This window comes from Enterobacter genomosp. S (genome assembly GCF_001631805.1).
Lineage (GTDB): Bacteria > Pseudomonadota > Gammaproteobacteria > Enterobacterales > Enterobacteriaceae > Enterobacter > Enterobacter quasihormaechei.
In genome coordinates this window covers 711,124-726,356 of record NZ_LVVA01000001.1, presented here as the reverse complement: position 1 = coordinate 726,356, position 15,233 = coordinate 711,124, and the positions used below count along the sequence as shown (strand labels likewise).

Sequence of the window (15,233 nt, the reverse complement as noted above, 5' to 3'; positions counted from 1 at the left end):
ATATCACGCTGTCGCATTAATGAAATAGAACTTCAGATGTGATTAAGATAATTTTATCTTTGAACAGTGCGATAATAAATTAAAGGGTAATTGACATTTATATATTGCCTCTTATTCATCACCAGTTTTGATTTAGTCAGGCCGGTATGACTGTTCGGTTAAACCTATCAGAGCCATAGACAGGAATGCCCCTGTTAAGGATTGCTCAATGCCTGTACGGGTGGTGTAATCAGGGTGCTGTTACCGCCTTGATACAAGGTAAGTAGAGCGCAACGCAACGCCAGCTTCGGCTGGCACTGAATGTACCTGCGGGGAATTCAGGTATCAGGGCCGCCCGTTGAGGCGGCCTTTTTACTTTCAGGCTTTCCTGTAAAGGTTCACCTTGCTGTCTTGTTGCCGTTGTAAGGTTTGGCTGATTGATTTGATAAAGCATACGCATTAGCCCCGATGAGCAAAGTTGGTTACCTTACATCTCAACGAAAACACGGAGGAAGTACAGATGTCCTTGATTAACACCAAAATTAAACCTTTCAAAAACCAGGCGTTCAAAAACGGTGAGTTCATTGAAGTTACCGAGAAAGATATTGAAGGTCGCTGGAGCGTCTTCTTCTTCTATCCGGCTGACTTCACCTTCGTTTGCCCGACTGAACTGGGCGACGTCGCTGACCATTACGATGAACTGCAAAAGCTGGGCGTAGACGTTTACTCAGTGTCTACCGATACCCACTTCACCCACAAAGCGTGGCACAGCAGCTCTGAAACCATCGCAAAAATCAAATACGCGATGATCGGCGACCCGACTGGCGCCCTGACCCGTAACTTCGACAACATGCGTGAAGATGAAGGCCTGGCAGATCGTGCAACCTTCGTTGTTGACCCGCAGGGCATTATCCAGGCTATCGAAGTTACCGCTGAAGGTATCGGCCGTGATGCATCTGACCTGCTGCGTAAAGTGAAAGCGGCTCAGTACGTAGCTTCTCACCCAGGCGAAGTGTGCCCGGCGAAATGGAAAGAAGGTGAAGCAACTCTGGCGCCATCTTTAGACCTGGTCGGCAAGATCTAAGTCTGTAAAGCCTCGCGGCGCTGCGCTTGCACAGGCCTACGGTATCGTAGGCCGGGTAAACGAAGTGCCCCCGGCAATCAATGGGCGCACCCGCGCCCATTTCATTCCAGCACCATGATGCAAGTTGCATTCATGCCGCCCGCAAAGGCAGCTTGCATGATGACGTCTTAAGAGAGGGAAGAACCATGCTCGACACCACTATGAAAACCCAGCTCAAGGCCTACCTTGAGAAACTGACTAAACCCGTTGAGCTGATTGCCACGCTGGACGACAGCGCGAAATCGGCAGAAATCAAAGAGCTGCTGGCAGAGATCGCTGAACTGTCGCCGAAAGTGACCTTCAAAGAAGACAATTCGCTTGCGGTTCGTAAACCTTCTTTCCTGATTACTAACCCGGGCTCGGACAAGGGACCGCGTTTTGCCGGCTCTCCGCTGGGACATGAATTTACCTCACTGGTGCTGGCGCTGCTGTGGACCGGTGGTCACCCGTCGAAAGAAGCGCAGACCCTGCTGGAGCAGATCCGCGATATCGACGGTGATTTTGAGTTTGAAACCTATTATTCGCTCTCCTGCCACAACTGCCCGGACGTGGTGCAGGCGCTCAACCTGATGTCGGTTCTGAACCCGCGCATCAAGCATACGGCGATTGACGGCGGCACGTTCCAGAATGAAATCACCGATCGCAATGTGATGGGCGTTCCGGCGGTGTATCTGAACGGTCAGGAGTTCGGTCAGGGCCGCATGACGCTGACGGAAATCGTCGCGAAAGTGGATACCGGCGCGGAAAAACGCGCGGCGGAAGAGCTGAACAAACGCGATGCGTACGATGTGCTGATTGTCGGTTCCGGCCCTGCGGGCGCGGCGGCAGCGGTTTACTCCGCACGTAAAGGGATCCGCACCGGCCTGATGGGCGAGCGTTTCGGTGGTCAGGTGCTTGATACGGTGGACATCGAAAACTACATTTCCGTGCCGAAAACCGAAGGTCAGAAACTGGCCGGTGCGTTAAAGGCCCACGTCAGCGATTACGCCGTGGACGTCATCGACAGCCAGAGCGCCAGCAAACTGGTTCCGGCGGCGGTAGAAGGTGGCTTACACCAGATTGAAACCGCCTCTGGCGCGGTGCTGAAAGCGCGCAGCGTGATCATTGCCACCGGTGCGAAATGGCGCAACATGAACGTGCCGGGTGAAGATCAGTATCGCACCAAAGGCGTGACCTACTGTCCGCACTGCGACGGCCCGCTGTTCAAAGGCAAACGCGTAGCAGTGATCGGCGGCGGTAACTCCGGCGTGGAAGCGGCTATCGATCTGGCGGGGATTGTTGAACACGTTACCCTGCTCGAATTCGCCCCAGAAATGAAAGCGGACCAGGTGTTGCAGGATAAAGTACGTAGCCTGAATAACGTCGATATTGTGCTGAATGCCCAGACGACAGAAGTGAAAGGCGACGGCAGCAAGGTGACCGGTCTGGAATACCGCGACCGCGTGAGTGGCGATACCCACAGCGTACCGCTGGCGGGGATCTTCGTTCAGATTGGTCTGCTGCCAAACACCACCTGGCTGGAAGGCGCGATTGAGCGCAACCGCATGGGCGAGATCATCATTGATGCGAAATGCGAAACCAGCGTGAAAGGGGTATTTGCGGCGGGCGACTGCACCACCGTGCCGTACAAGCAGATCATTATCGCCACCGGCGAAGGTGCGAAAGCGTCGCTGAGCTCGTTTGATTACCTGATCCGCACCAAAACCGCATAACAAAAGAAAGCAAGACTATACCTGCAATGCAAGAGGCCACCAGAAGGTGGCCTCTTTTTTTATCTGACGACCATCACCGGAATGTGGGTATGGCGGATCACGCTGGACGCGTTCGATCCCAGCAGGTGCGTGGTGATGGAAGGATTACGTGAACCGATCACCACTACGTCCGCATTCAGCTCCGCGGCCAGCTCGTTGACGGCGTCGCGAACGCTGCCGAAGCGAACGTGAGTTTTAATGCGGGAAGGGTCAATGCTGAAATGCCCGACCATGGTTTGCAGGCGCGTCTCGGCTTCGTGCTGTAGATGCTCTTCAAAACGACGCACGTCGGCAGCAAAGCGGTGCAGGCTCAGGCTGGCCGAGCCCGGCAAGACATGCAGAAGATGAATAATTCCGTCCTGCTGCGCGAGAAATTCCGCATGACGTACAGCTTTATCACTCAGTTCCATTTCGAAAACATCAACCGGCATAATGATTGTTTGATACATAACCGTTTCTCCTTGTTTATAAACGCTGAAATCATTCAACCACAAAATATAAATGGTTTCTGTAACCCCGACAGCACTTTTTCATTTCGCCAGGATAAATCTCAAAACAGCCGGATTCCGGGGCAGATCCCGTGAGGTAGCTACCCTTTTATAAGCTTACCCACACCCTTGCGGAGGTTGCATGAAAGCTCTCACCTATCACGGTCCACACCATGTTCGGGTTGATAACGTGCCTGACCCGGGCATTGAACAGCCAGACGATATCATCCTGCGCGTAACGGCCACGGCGATCTGTGGTTCCGATCTGCATCTTTATCGCGGAAAAATTCCCAAGGTCCAGCACGGCGATATCTTTGGTCATGAATTTATGGGCGAAGTGGTGGAGTGCGGCAGCGAGGTGAAAAACGTGCAGAAAGGTGACCGGGTGGTGATCCCGTTTGTGATCGCCTGCGGCGACTGCTTCTTTTGCCAGATGCAGCAGTACGCGGCCTGCGAAAACACGAACCGCGGGCAGGGCGCGGCGCTGAACAAAAAGCAAATTCCCGCTCCTGCGGCGCTGTTTGGCTACAGCCATCTCTACGGCGGCGTGCCGGGCGGACAGGCTGAGTACGTGCGCGTGCCAAAAGGTAACGTGGGGCCGTTTAAAGTGCCGCAGCTGTTGTCTGACGACAAAGCGCTTTTCCTCTCCGATATTCTGCCAACCGCCTGGCAGGCGGCGAAAAATGCTCAGATCCAGAAAGGCTCCAGCGTCGCCGTATTCGGGGCCGGACCGGTGGGGCTACTGACCATTGCCTGCGCGCGTCTGCTTGGCGCAGAGCAGATTTTCGTGGTTGACCATCACCCTTACCGGCTGCGGTTCGCTCAGGAGCGCTATGGCGCCATCCCGATTAACTTTGATGACGATAACGACGCGGCGGAGAAAATCATTGAGCAAACGGCCGGGCAGCGCGGGGTGGATGCGGTCATTGATGCCGTCGGGTTTGAGGCCAAAGGCAGCACGACGGAAACGATCCTCAGTAACCTGAAGATTGAAGGCAGCAGCGGCAAAGCCCTGCGCCAGTGCATTGCAGCGGTGCGACGCGGTGGTGTGGTCAGCGTGCCGGGCGTGTATGCCGGCTTTATCCACGGCTTCCTGTTTGGCGATGCCTTCGATAAGGGGCTGAGCTTTAAGATGGGCCAGACGCACGTCCATGCCTGGCTGGGAGAGCTGCTGCCACTCATCGAAAAGGGGCTGCTCACGCCGGAAGATATTGTGACCCATTACCTTCCGCTGGCCGACGCGGAGCGCGCCTATAAGATTTTTGAAAAACGTGAAGAGGAGTGCCGCAAGGTGATCCTGGTGCCTGGCGCAGATACCCCGGAGGCCGCGCAGCAGAAGGTTAAGGGGCTGGTGAATGCCTTCCCCGGCGGGGTCGTGTGAGGCCTCTCACTGACACTCTCGGGTGATTTTGCGGAAAGAGGATGCCGACGCATCCTCTGTGCAAAGCGGGGTCGCTTGTTCAGAAGGGATTAACGCAGGTAATCGCCAGCGGCTTCGGGCTGGTAGAGCAGCTCAAGCACTTCCAGATGGGACGATGCGCCGCCCGGTAGTTCCCAGTGGATGGTATCGCCCGTACGCAGCCCAAGTAGTGCCGCGCCCACGGGGGCCAGCACCGAAAGCTGTGTGCTGCTGTCGGTCATCTGCGCCGGGTAGACCAGCGTGCGGGTCAGTTCTTCCCCGGTCGTCAGGTTGCGGAACTTCACCTGACTGTTCATGGTAACCACATCATGCGGCATGGTTTCAGGCGTACACATCTGCGCCCGGTCTAGCTCTTCGTTCAGCGCATCCGCTACCGGCAGCGAGGCAAATTCTGGTTTTTCCAACAGGCGGTCGATACGTTCTGCGTCGAGTTCATTGATGATAATCGTAGGTCTGGACATTTTTACTCCATGTCGTTAATGCTGCGTGTAACGCAGAAACCAATCCAAAAGAAAACCCTCGCCGTCTGGCAGCGAGGGTTTAACTTATCTGATGATACTGTCTGAACCCGTAAGTTTGAAGTGATGAACGTCACAATCATGCGCCATATGAATTTTTGGCAATAAACCCGGCCCCCCGATTCACGCTGAACGTAAATTTCGCTAGTCTGGGAAGACCGAACCCGGGCAATGCGCGTTGCAGCCCACCGTAGAGAGAGCGATATGTACTTTTACCAACCTTCTCAGGGGCACGGCCTGCCGCACGACCCGCTGAATGCCATTATCGGCCCGCGTCCGATTGGCTGGATCTCATCCTGTGATAAGGCCGGACAGCTGAACCTGGCCCCGTACAGCTTCTTTAACTGCTTTAACTATCGCCCCCCAATCATTGGTTTTTCCAGCAACGGCTGGAAGGACAGCGTGCGGAATATTACCGAAACGGGTGAGTTTGTCTGGAACCTCGCAACGCGCGATCTGGCCGAGGCGATGAATGAAACCTCCGTCACGCTGCCTCACGGTGAGGATGAATTTACCTTTGCCGGCCTGACGCCCGTAGCCAGCCAGCTTGTGGGCGCGCCGCGCGTGGCGGAAAGCCCGGTTAATTTCGAGTGTCGATTATCGCAGTGCATTCAGCTTACCGGCGCGGACGGGACGCCGATTGATACCTGGCTGGTGCTCGGCGAAGTTGTGGGCGTCCACATCGCCGAAAGCCTGCTGGAAGAGGGGATTTACCAGACCGCGAAAGCGCAGCCCATTCTGCGTGCGGGTGGACCGACGGCCTACTACGCCATCAGCGACAGCCATCGGTTCGATCTGGTACGCCCGGACGCGCGCAGGAACAATCAGTAACCGGCTTTATCGATGACAAACTGTTTACCGCAGTTGCCCGGATGCGGCTGCGGAGCAAAGGAGCCAGCGGAGAGCGGCTGGTTAATGGTGCTGGATTTCAACGAGATCTGCATTTCGGTCAAATAGGCCGGATTGCCATGGCAGGTAAGCTTGAAGGCTTTTACGTTCTGCTTCCCCCAGCTTTTGGCCACGGCGGCATCAAAGTCGCTGCGGCGTACGGTTTTGCCGTAGTTCTCCGCCAGAAATTGTCCTACCGCGTTACTCTTCACTTCCTGGTTCATGCGCACCATGGTGCCGAAGTAGGCGTCGGGATCAAAACCAAAGCAGACGCCGTGTTTCGCGTATTCATAACGTTCAAGGCAGGAGTTGCCGCCCGCGCCGGGCATCACGCTGTTCAGCTTTGCCGCGCCCGAGAGCGATAGCCCGGTTTCTGCGGCGGCACATTTGCGGCTGGCTTTTGCTTCCGGCATGTTCGGCACCGGGCGCGTGGCGCAGCCGAAGCGCATCCAGCGGCGTTCATCCACGCCGCGAGCAGCGATCGATTTCGGCAGGCCGGGCCATAAGCCGTGGACGGTCAGAAAATCGGTTTTGTTGCTGCTCTCTTTTTGCAGTCGGCACTCATCCGGTTCGTCGCGGTTACGTTCGACCATGCTTTGGCAAAATCCGGTTTGCCAGGAAAGCGCCAGAACGTAGCGATCGAAATCGCCGTACTGCGTTGCCTTAAGAGGGTCCGCCTGGAGTGAGAAGACGCAGAGTGCAAGCGCTACTGCGCCAGACGGGATAACGATATCCTTCCTGAACATTTGCTTTCCTGATTGGTTGGGCGCGATTAATTTCTGGGGGTTATTAAAGCACAAAAAGCGCCCGCAGGCGCTTTTTGGAAAGCAGGAATTTCGCTTAGGCAGCGCCGGGAACCAGCACTTCGGTGGCGATAATGACGATAATCAGACCAACCAGCACCGGCACTGACGTGCGTTTTACCACTTCAAACGGAGAGATTTTTGCCATCCCCGCAACCGCAACCACCACGCCCGATACCGGAGATATGGTACGACCCAGGTTAGAGGCCTGTAGCATTGGAATGGACAGGTAAGCCGGGTTGATGCCGGAGGTGTGTGCCAGCTTGGGGATCATCTCAACAAAGGCGTAGAAAGGCGCGTTACCGGAGCCGGTGGTCATCGCCGCCAGCATGGTCAGCACCACCAGTACCAGCATCAGGATAATGCTGGCCGAGCCGAACGAGGTAGCGATAGAGATCAGGCTCTGAATAAAGCCGATGGTGCTCAGCCCCTGGGCAAATACCCCTGCTGCAACCAGCAGCATTACCACGCCCGCGAAGGCGTCCGCCATACCGCGGAAGGCGACTTCCAGACCAGTGAACACTTTCTGGGTATTAAAGCCACGGACAAATTCGAGGATGGCCGCCAGCAGCATACAGATCACCAGGATAGTGATGATGTGCAGCTGCGGACCCCATTTGCCGTCAAAAATAAGCACGCCGATAATTGGGGTGAACGGCAGTATGGAATAAAACGCCGGGGCGGTAGTGGTGATTTCGCTGACGTCCATCATTTCATGGTTGACGTTCTCTTTCTTATCGAGATAGCGCTGCCAGAAGAAGTGCGCCACGCCCATACCGAGAATAGCGGTAATAGAGATCGGCAGCGTGGTTTTGAAGGCGAAGTCAATCAGCGACATTTCCGCCGCTTTTGCGGCCAGGACTACGTCCCCGGAAGTAGGGGAGAGGATAATTGCCGCCGGAGAGGCGCAAATAGCCGCCGCTGCGCCACGGCTGATCCCGACGTTAACCATCACCGGGAATAACGTCGCCATCAACAGCACGCCGAGGCCTGTGGCTGAGGAAACGGCTAACGACATCAGGCAGGCCAGGAAATAGGCCGCGACCATCAGCAGGTAGGGGGAGTTAATATATTGCAGCGGCTTAGAGGCCAGCTTCACCACCATATCATTCGCGCCGATATGGGTCATGTAGGCGGCGAAACCGCAGAGCATCATGATCATCATGCCCAAATCGCCACCGCGGCTCATCAGCAGAATTTTTATATATTCCACAATATCGGTGGCGGTATATCCGGTGCTGGTTTCACTGGCGGGTAATACCTGATGACCCATTAGCGCGCTAATGATGAGCAGCGCCAGGCCGCCGACAAATAACACGCCGGTGGCAGAGTATCCTTTAATGATGTAGCGTGCTACACCGACAATGACCACGACTCCAATGAGGAGTTCGAGAAAAGTAAGCATGATTTCCCCTGTATCCTTGCTGCCCGAGAGGACAAATAATCAATAAAAAAGCAGCCTGAAATGTGCCGAATAAATGGCCAGTCCTTGCTGATTAAAATCAAGAAAGCGACGACTAAAGCAATGACGATGATATTTTTGCACATCCTGCGTCATTTATCTTATGTCCTTATTGACCAGATGAATAGGGATTATATGTCAATAAATTGATATTGATGTGTTAATTTTTTTTGGGTGTGGCGTGCTGTTGCCCCAGCATCTCGCTTCGAAAACCGTTGAAGCACGCGAACGTGCCATGGCCGCGGCCCGGCGCTGTATCGTCGCAGCGATGGCGGCAGGAAGGTTACCGCGCCACAGCTGTGAATGTCGGCTATTCCTGCGCGGTATAAATTGTTACATGAGAGTTAAATATGCCATTTGCATGCGCTTATTCAGTCAGGCAGATTTCCGGTACGCAGACTATTCTCAGCACCGGATTGTTAATTAAGAATACCCCCCCATGCCGTTAAGCGTTCATTCAAGTATCCTGTGTTAAGGTTTGCACTGAATACGAAATAGGGTAATGGCACTGTGATTGTACGATTTAAATTCCCCCTTCTTTTATTGTTTATTATTGGGCAGTTATCGTTCGCGTCCGTTGTAAATGCAGAGGGTAATACAGCGGATAAAGGCTGGTTTACAACCTTCACGGATAACGTCGCGCAAACATGGAAAGAACCCGAGCATTACGATCTCTATATTCCGGCCATTACGTGGCACGCCCGTTTTGCCTACGATAAAGAAAAAACAGACCGTTATAACGAGCGTCCCTGGGGGGCTGGCTTCGGTCAGTCTCGCTGGGATGAAAAAGGGAACTGGCATGGCCTGTACCTGATGGCGTTTAAGGACTCCTACAACAAATGGGAGCCTATCGGTGGCTACGGCTGGGAAAAAACCTGGCGTCCGTTATCAGACGACAATTTCCATCTGGGTTTAGGCTATACGGCAGGGGTGACGGCGCGTGATAACTGGAAATATATTCCTGTCCCGGTGCTGTTGCCGCTTGCCTCAATCGGTTATGGTCCGGCGACGTTTCAGATGACCTACATACCGGGTACGTATAACAACGGTAACGTTTACTTTGCCTGGATGCGGTTCCAGTTTTAACTGATTTTGAGTGATAAATCGGCCAAAAAATGCACAGACATTGAAATGTAAAGGATAAAAATCGGACAGCAAAAATTAACGCGACTTTTGTCACTTTTTATCAAAGATCCGCTGGACAAAACGCTTCACAATTGTTGTACTGATACCCGACACAGCATTTGTGTCGTTTTTTAATGTAAAGGTAATTTTGATGTCTAAGATTAAAGGTAACGTTAAGTGGTTTAATGAGTCCAAAGGATTCGGTTTCATTACTCCTGAAGATGGCAGCAAAGACGTGTTCGTACACTTCTCTGCAATCCAGTCTAATGGTTTCAAAACTCTGGCTGAAGGTCAGCGCGTAGAGTTCGAAATCACTAACGGTGCCAAAGGCCCTTCTGCTGCTAACGTAATCGCTCTGTAATTCAGACGCGTCAGCAAGAATTTCAAAACCCGCTCAATGAGCGGGTTTTTTTCGTTCTGAATCAACCCATAAGATAGATTTTCAGAAAGCTGGCGACGATCGCAACGCTTAGCAGTACCATGCCCGCGCTCAACAGATTCTCTTTCATGCTTTCACCCTCAGTCAGTATTGAGCAAAGAGTGACAGAGAAAAGTTAAGCCAACATTAAGGGTGCCGCGCTTATTGTCCGCTGGCGGAGGAAAATAACCAGAATGCGATCGCGGTCATCGCAAACGAGCCAAGCATGTTAACGGCGATATTCGTCAGCGCCCAGCCCATCCGTCCTTCCTGAAACAGAAATACCACCTCCGCAGAGAAGGTCGAAAACGTCGTTAAGCCGCCGCAGAAACCGGTCGTGATCAGCACCTTCCACATCGGGTCGATATGGGTCATGCGGTTGAACCACGCCAGCCCCATGCCAATAATAAACGCGCCAAGCAGATTTGCTGCCAGTGTGCCCATCGGAATGGCCTGATGCAGAGGGTTAAACCGCATGCTTAAGAGCCACCGCGCAACGCTACCCGTGCCCCCACCAATAAAAACGGCTATAAGTAGTTGTAACACTGTCATTACCTGCTGTTTGCTGTGTGAATGCGTCGAGTGTAACGCTGTTTTTAACCGGGAGACAATTATGTATGTAGCAGTAGGGCAGTTCGCGGTGACGCCGGACTGGAATGAAAATGCGCGCAAATGCGTCTCCCTGATGGACCAGGCAATGCAAAAGGGGGCGGCGCTGCTGGTGCTTCCGGAAGCGTTACTGGCGCGCGATGATAGCGATCCGGACCTGTCGGTCAAATCTGCGCAAAAGCTGGAAGGGGCGTTTTTGAAACGACTTCTGGCCGAGAGCGCTGGCAACACGCTCACCACCATTTTGACTATTCATGTTCCCTCCACGCCGGGACGCGCGGTGAACACGTTGGTGGCGATTCGTGAAGGTGCGATTGTCGCGAGTTACGCCAAGCTACATCTGTATGATGCGTTCAGTATCCAGGAGTCGCGGCTGGTCGATCCGGGAAGTCGTATTCCGCCGCTGATTGAGGTGGACGGTTTTAAGGTTGGCCTGATGACCTGCTACGATATCCGTTTTCCCGAGCTGGCGCTGAACCTGGCATTGCAGGGGGCCGAGGTGCTGGTTCTGCCTGCCGCGTGGGTCAGAGGCCCGCTTAAGGAGCATCACTGGGCCACGCTGCTGACCGCACGCGCGCTGGATACCACCTGTTATGTGGTTGCCGCAGGGGAATGTGGTAACAGGAATATCGGGCAGAGCAGGGTTGTCGATCCGCTGGGAGTGACCGTTGCCGCGGCGGCGGAGTCGCCTGCGCTACTGCTGACGGAGATAACATCAGACCGAATCGCGCTTGCGCGTCAGCAATTACCTGTTCTGCGTAACCGCAGATTTGCGCCACCGCAATTAATATGATGTTTTTTTCAACAATGCTTGATTCACCTTGTTACAGATTGCTATTGTGTGCGCGCGCCTGATGACCGTTAATACGTTCAGGTTTCTTTGGCGCTGAATGCAGCCTGTTTCATGTAAAGAAGGTATTTATGGGTGAGATTAGTATTACCAAACTGCTGGTGGTTGCCGCACTGGTCGTCCTGCTGTTCGGTACCAAGAAGTTACGCACGCTGGGTGGAGACCTGGGTGCTGCCATTAAGGGCTTTAAGAAAGCAATGAACGATGACGACGCGGCAGCAAAGAAAAGTGCCGAAGATGACATCACCGCACAGAAGCTTTCGCACAAAGAGTAATGGCAATGCTGCAAGGCTTGCATAAAAAAACCGGCTCACGAGGCCGGTTTTTTGTTTAACTGTAAGCAAATTTTACAGGTTTATTTAACTTCTTCGCCTTTCGCCTGCATATCGGCGTGATAAGAGGAGCGAACAAACGGGCCGCAGGCCGCGTGGGTAAAGCCCATCGCCATCGCTTCGGCTTTCATTTCATCGAACTCATCCGGGCTCACGTAACGCTGTACGGGCAGGTGGTGACGGCTTGGCTGTAGGTACTGGCCCAGCGTCAGCATCGTCACGCCATGGCGGCGCAGATCGCGCATCACTTCAATGATTTCAGCGTTGGTTTCACCCAGACCCACCATCAGGCCAGACTTGGTAGGAATATGCGGATGGGCTTCTTTAAAGCGCTCCAGCAGCTTCAGAGACCAGTTGTAATCTGCACCTGGACGTACCTGACGGTAGATACGCGGCACGTTCTCCAGGTTGTGGTTGAATACGTCTGGAGGCGTAGCGGTCAGAATATCGAGCGCGCGGTCCATTCGGCCACGAAAGTCCGGCACCAGCGTCTCAATCTTAATGTTCGGGCTTTTTTCGCGGATGGCGGTAATGCAGTCAGCAAAATGCTGAGCACCGCCATCGCGCAGATCGTCACGATCAACGGAGGTGATAACCACATAACGCAGCGCCATATCGGCAATGGTCTGCGCCAGTTTTTGCGGTTCGTTAGCGTCAGGCGCAACAGGACGGCCATGGGCAACGTCACAGAACGGACAGCGGCGGGTGCAGATGGCACCCAGAATCATAAACGTCGCGGTACCGTGATTGAAACATTCAGCAAGGTTAGGGCAGGAGGCCTCTTCACAGACAGAGTGGAGGCCATTTTTGCGCATCGCCGCTTTGATCCCCTGGATACGCGAAGAGTCAGCCGGAAGTTTAATTTTCATCCATTCCGGTTTTCTTAACAGCGCCTCGCGCTCTGTAGCCACGTTTTTAACCGGGATAAGGGCCATTTTATCGGCATCGCGGTATTTAACACCGCGTTCCATCACAATGGGTTTACTCATAGCGTGCGTGTTCCAGTTGCGAATATCGAAGGAAAGCGTTTCAATTCAAGGGAATGTTGTAATTATCAACTATTTTTGAACGAACGACAGGCAGTATATCATTTATAGGGGCGTTAAAGCAGCCTGCCAGGTCGCCAAATTGTAAAATAGTTGTTGTTTTGTGCCTTTTGCCCCGCATGCGGCAGGGGCTTGTGCTGAAAGGCAGGATCAGAACGCCTGGCTGATTACGTTAATGACGTTTTCCAGGACCGGATCGCGCAGGCTTAGTTTGTTGTAATGCAGTGAGATTTCAACAGATTCTGTAGCGAGCTGGCTCAGCGGAATGCTCTCCAGCGGCCAGCACTTTTGCAGCAGATTGAAGAGACGCACAGGCATGATACAGAGCAAGTCGCTGCTGCCAAGCAGGGCCGCGAGGGTAAACATATTGTAACTGCTGAAGCTGATCAGACGGTCCGGGAACAGTTCGTTAATACGCTGTCGCAGCGGATCCTGCCCCTGTCCCTCGGCCATAAACGTGGCATGTTCGTATTGACGCAGATTTTCTGGCGTCAATGGTGCGCTCAACGCAGGGTGAGCCTGACGGCAAACGAGCGCCAGCGAGTCGGAATAGAGAACGTTATGCCCTAATGCTCTGGCCGCGAAGGTATTGCTGTCAATGATCAGATCCGTCTGGAATTGCGCCAGCTGTGTTTCCGGATCGTTTACGGGCACGTTGCGGATCAGCAACTGTGGCGCATGCTGTTTCACAGCCTGATAAATAGCCGGCATGACCAGAACACCCACCGAGGGCGAGGTGCCTATGGTGATGGTCCTTTGCTTATCGTAACTGCCGGTGAGATCCAGCGCACCCAGAATCGATTCCAGGCCCTGACTGATGTACTCATGCAGATGGGTGGCGTATGCGGTAGGGGTTACGCCCTGGCCTTTACGAATAAATAACGGATCGGGAAATATCGCGCGCAATTTTTGAATGGACTGGCTAATAGCAGAGGGCGTGAGATTAAGAATTTTCGCAGCATTAACGATACCTTTGTGGACATATACCGCCTCAAAAATAGTCAGTAAATTGAGATCAATATTACGTAAAGTCCGAAAAATTTGCGGCTTATCTTCGCCGCTGGTTTCATTCAGGCGTTTGGCTGGTAAATTAGTGGGCTCCACGCTCTTACTCCGTATCCATTCACAATATGAATGATAGTTGAATTTATTTATTATGCTTGCAGAGATCAGTAAAGTCTTTCGTAAGTTTCCATTATTTATCGAAAACAAGCAGTTGGGTGATTGTCACGCACGTTACACGATACCCGGTAATGGTTCTATTAAGGTACTAATTAATATTGGTCGCGAATATATGGGCGACTCGAAAATATAGAATATGCGGTTTATTGTAAAGCGTAAATGCATTTATTAAGACGTGGCTCGTCAAATAATCGAGCCACTGACGGATAGGTGTTAAGCAGTAATATATTCGTAAGCTGGATTGTTAAGCAGCGCTAAAAAGTTATTCAGAAGCACGGGGCGGATATTGTCAGGCGTGGCGGTATCAACCCACTGGCGCATTTGCGTCATTTCCATACCGGCATACCCACACGGGTTGATGCGCTGGAAGGGGGTGAGATCCATATTGATATTCAACGCCAGCCCATGGAACGAACAGCCTTTACGAATACGCAGCCCCAGCGAACAGATCTTCCTTTCTCCTACATAGACGCCCGGCGCATCGGCGCGAGGATGAGCGTCAATATCATACTCAGCCAGTGTGTTCACCACGGTCTGTTCCAGCAAGGTAACCAGCTCGCGCACGCCCAGCTTTCTGCGTTTCAGGTTAAGCAAGACATACATCACCTGCTGGCCAGGGCCGTGGTACGTCACCTGTCCACCGCGATCGCTCTGGATCACCGGGATATCGCCCGTCATTAATAAATGTTCGGCTTTTCCTGCCTGGCCTTGAGTGAACACCGGCAGGTGTTCAACCAGCCAGATTTCGTCAGGCGTGGTGTCATCGCGCGTATCGGTAAAGTCATGCATAGCCTGAGAAACAGGCTCGTAAGGCTGTAGCCCAAGATGGCGGACAAGAATTTTATCCTGGTACAAAAGGATGTCTCCGAAGACAAGGGAGAATAGGTAACGGGGAGTATACCACAGCGGGGAAGGGGGTTACCCGGCAAACCGGGCAACCGCAGAGGGACTACAGTACCATACGAACAATTTCGATATTGCCGAGCTCTTCGTACAGCGTCTCTACCTGCTCAATGTGTGTTGCATTAATGGTGATTGAGACCGAGTGGTAGTTACCTTTGCTGCTCGGTTTGACTGATGGAGAGTAGTCGCCCGGCGCATGGCGCTGTACCACTTCAACCACCTGATCAACCAGCTCAGGTTTCGCCAGACCCATTACTTTGTAAGTAAAAGGGGTAGGGAATTCAAGCAGTTCGTTAAGTTTGGTTTTCATGTCAGCTCCGGCGTGTGTATAAAAAA

The 15,233-nt window shown here is 53.1% G+C and carries 17 protein-coding genes; 8 read left to right on the top strand and 9 right to left on the bottom strand.

Going from position 1 to position 15,233, the window contains the following annotated elements:
• The first annotated feature begins 499 nt into the window (after positions 1-499).
• Positions 500-1,063 (top strand): alkyl hydroperoxide reductase subunit C, encoded by a 564-nt coding sequence (ahpC, locus tag A3466_RS03440; RefSeq protein ID WP_063449392.1) that lies wholly within the window; start codon positions 500-502, stop codon positions 1,061-1,063.
• Positions 1,064-1,248: 185 nt separating this feature from the next.
• Positions 1,249-2,814, top strand: coding sequence for an alkyl hydroperoxide reductase subunit F (ahpF, locus tag A3466_RS03435; protein ID WP_063449391.1), 1,566 nt, complete (start codon positions 1,249-1,251; stop codon positions 2,812-2,814).
• 59 nt (positions 2,815-2,873) lie between these two features.
• Here the strand turns inward: ahpF and uspG are convergent, their stop codons facing one another.
• Positions 2,874-3,302 carry a universal stress protein UspG gene (uspG, locus tag A3466_RS03430; RefSeq protein WP_063449390.1) on the bottom strand — a complete coding sequence of 143 codons (429 nt, stop codon included), beginning with the start codon at positions 3,300-3,302 and terminating at the stop codon, positions 2,874-2,876.
• 181 nt (positions 3,303-3,483) lie between these two features.
• Between uspG and A3466_RS03425 the strand changes: the two genes are divergently transcribed.
• Positions 3,484-4,722 carry a zinc-dependent alcohol dehydrogenase gene (locus tag A3466_RS03425; RefSeq protein WP_015571156.1) on the top strand — a complete coding sequence of 413 codons (1,239 nt, stop codon included), beginning with the start codon at positions 3,484-3,486 and terminating at the stop codon, positions 4,720-4,722.
• Between the two features lie 89 nt (positions 4,723-4,811).
• Here A3466_RS03425 and rnk read toward each other — a convergent pair whose 3' ends face one another.
• On the bottom strand, positions 4,812-5,222 hold the full coding sequence (rnk, locus tag A3466_RS03420) for a nucleoside diphosphate kinase regulator (protein ID WP_063449389.1): 411 nt from the start codon (positions 5,220-5,222) through the stop codon (positions 4,812-4,814).
• Positions 5,223-5,483: 261 nt separating this feature from the next.
• Between rnk and A3466_RS03415 the strand changes: the two genes are divergently transcribed.
• Positions 5,484-6,110 carry a flavin reductase family protein gene (locus tag A3466_RS03415; RefSeq protein WP_063449388.1) on the top strand — a complete coding sequence of 209 codons (627 nt, stop codon included), beginning with the start codon at positions 5,484-5,486 and terminating at the stop codon, positions 6,108-6,110.
• On the opposite strand, the gene rna is transcribed toward A3466_RS03415, so the two are convergent.
• Positions 6,104-6,913, bottom strand: a complete 810-nt coding sequence (gene rna, locus A3466_RS03410) for a ribonuclease I (protein WP_063449387.1) — start codon at positions 6,911-6,913, stop codon at positions 6,104-6,106. The two genes, A3466_RS03415 and rna, sit on opposite strands and share 7 nt — an antisense overlap.
• A 94-nt stretch (positions 6,914-7,007) precedes the next feature.
• Positions 7,008-8,375: an anaerobic C4-dicarboxylate transporter DcuC gene (dcuC, locus tag A3466_RS03405; RefSeq protein WP_063449386.1), complete on the bottom strand. Its 1,368-nt coding sequence runs from the start codon at positions 8,373-8,375 to the stop codon at positions 7,008-7,010.
• Between the two features lie 600 nt (positions 8,376-8,975).
• Here dcuC and pagP point away from each other — a divergent pair.
• Together pagP and cspE are read left to right on the top strand one after the other, a co-directional pair.
• Positions 8,976-9,518, top strand: coding sequence for a lipid IV(A) palmitoyltransferase PagP (gene pagP / locus A3466_RS03400; RefSeq protein ID WP_226848011.1), 543 nt, complete (start codon positions 8,976-8,978; stop codon positions 9,516-9,518).
• A gap of 190 nt (positions 9,519-9,708) precedes the next feature.
• The gene (gene cspE, locus A3466_RS03395) at positions 9,709-9,918 is read left to right on the top strand and encodes a transcription antiterminator/RNA stability regulator CspE (protein ID WP_002439184.1); all 210 of its coding nucleotides are present in this window, start codon (positions 9,709-9,711) and stop codon (positions 9,916-9,918) included.
• A gap of 219 nt (positions 9,919-10,137) precedes the next feature.
• Here the strand turns inward: cspE and crcB are convergent, their stop codons facing one another.
• Positions 10,138-10,521 carry a fluoride efflux transporter CrcB gene (gene crcB / locus A3466_RS03390; protein WP_063449384.1) on the bottom strand — a complete coding sequence of 128 codons (384 nt, stop codon included), beginning with the start codon at positions 10,519-10,521 and terminating at the stop codon, positions 10,138-10,140.
• Positions 10,522-10,588: 67 nt separating this feature from the next.
• Between crcB and A3466_RS03385 the strand changes: the two genes are divergently transcribed.
• Both A3466_RS03385 and tatE read left to right on the top strand, forming a co-directional pair.
• Positions 10,589-11,377 carry a deaminated glutathione amidase gene (locus A3466_RS03385; RefSeq protein WP_063449383.1) on the top strand — a complete coding sequence of 263 codons (789 nt, stop codon included), beginning with the start codon at positions 10,589-10,591 and terminating at the stop codon, positions 11,375-11,377.
• 128 nt (positions 11,378-11,505) lie between these two features.
• On the top strand, positions 11,506-11,709 hold the full coding sequence (tatE, locus tag A3466_RS03380) for a twin-arginine translocase subunit TatE (RefSeq protein WP_003858723.1): 204 nt from the start codon (positions 11,506-11,508) through the stop codon (positions 11,707-11,709).
• Positions 11,710-11,789: 80 nt separating this feature from the next.
• Here tatE and lipA read toward each other — a convergent pair whose 3' ends face one another.
• The 4 genes from lipA to ybeD form a co-directional block, all read right to left on the bottom strand.
• Positions 11,790-12,755: a lipoyl synthase gene (gene lipA, locus A3466_RS03375; protein ID WP_006809637.1), complete on the bottom strand. Its 966-nt coding sequence runs from the start codon at positions 12,753-12,755 to the stop codon at positions 11,790-11,792.
• Between the two features lie 207 nt (positions 12,756-12,962).
• Positions 12,963-13,916: a YbeF family transcriptional regulator gene (locus A3466_RS03370; RefSeq protein ID WP_063449382.1), complete on the bottom strand. Its 954-nt coding sequence runs from the start codon at positions 13,914-13,916 to the stop codon at positions 12,963-12,965.
• A gap of 291 nt (positions 13,917-14,207) precedes the next feature.
• Positions 14,208-14,849 (bottom strand): lipoyl(octanoyl) transferase LipB, encoded by a 642-nt coding sequence (gene lipB / locus A3466_RS03365; protein WP_063449381.1) that lies wholly within the window; start codon positions 14,847-14,849, stop codon positions 14,208-14,210.
• A 94-nt stretch (positions 14,850-14,943) separates the two neighbouring features.
• Positions 14,944-15,207: a DUF493 family protein YbeD gene (gene ybeD / locus A3466_RS03360; protein ID WP_063449380.1), complete on the bottom strand. Its 264-nt coding sequence runs from the start codon at positions 15,205-15,207 to the stop codon at positions 14,944-14,946.
• Positions 15,208-15,233 lie beyond the last annotated feature (26 nt).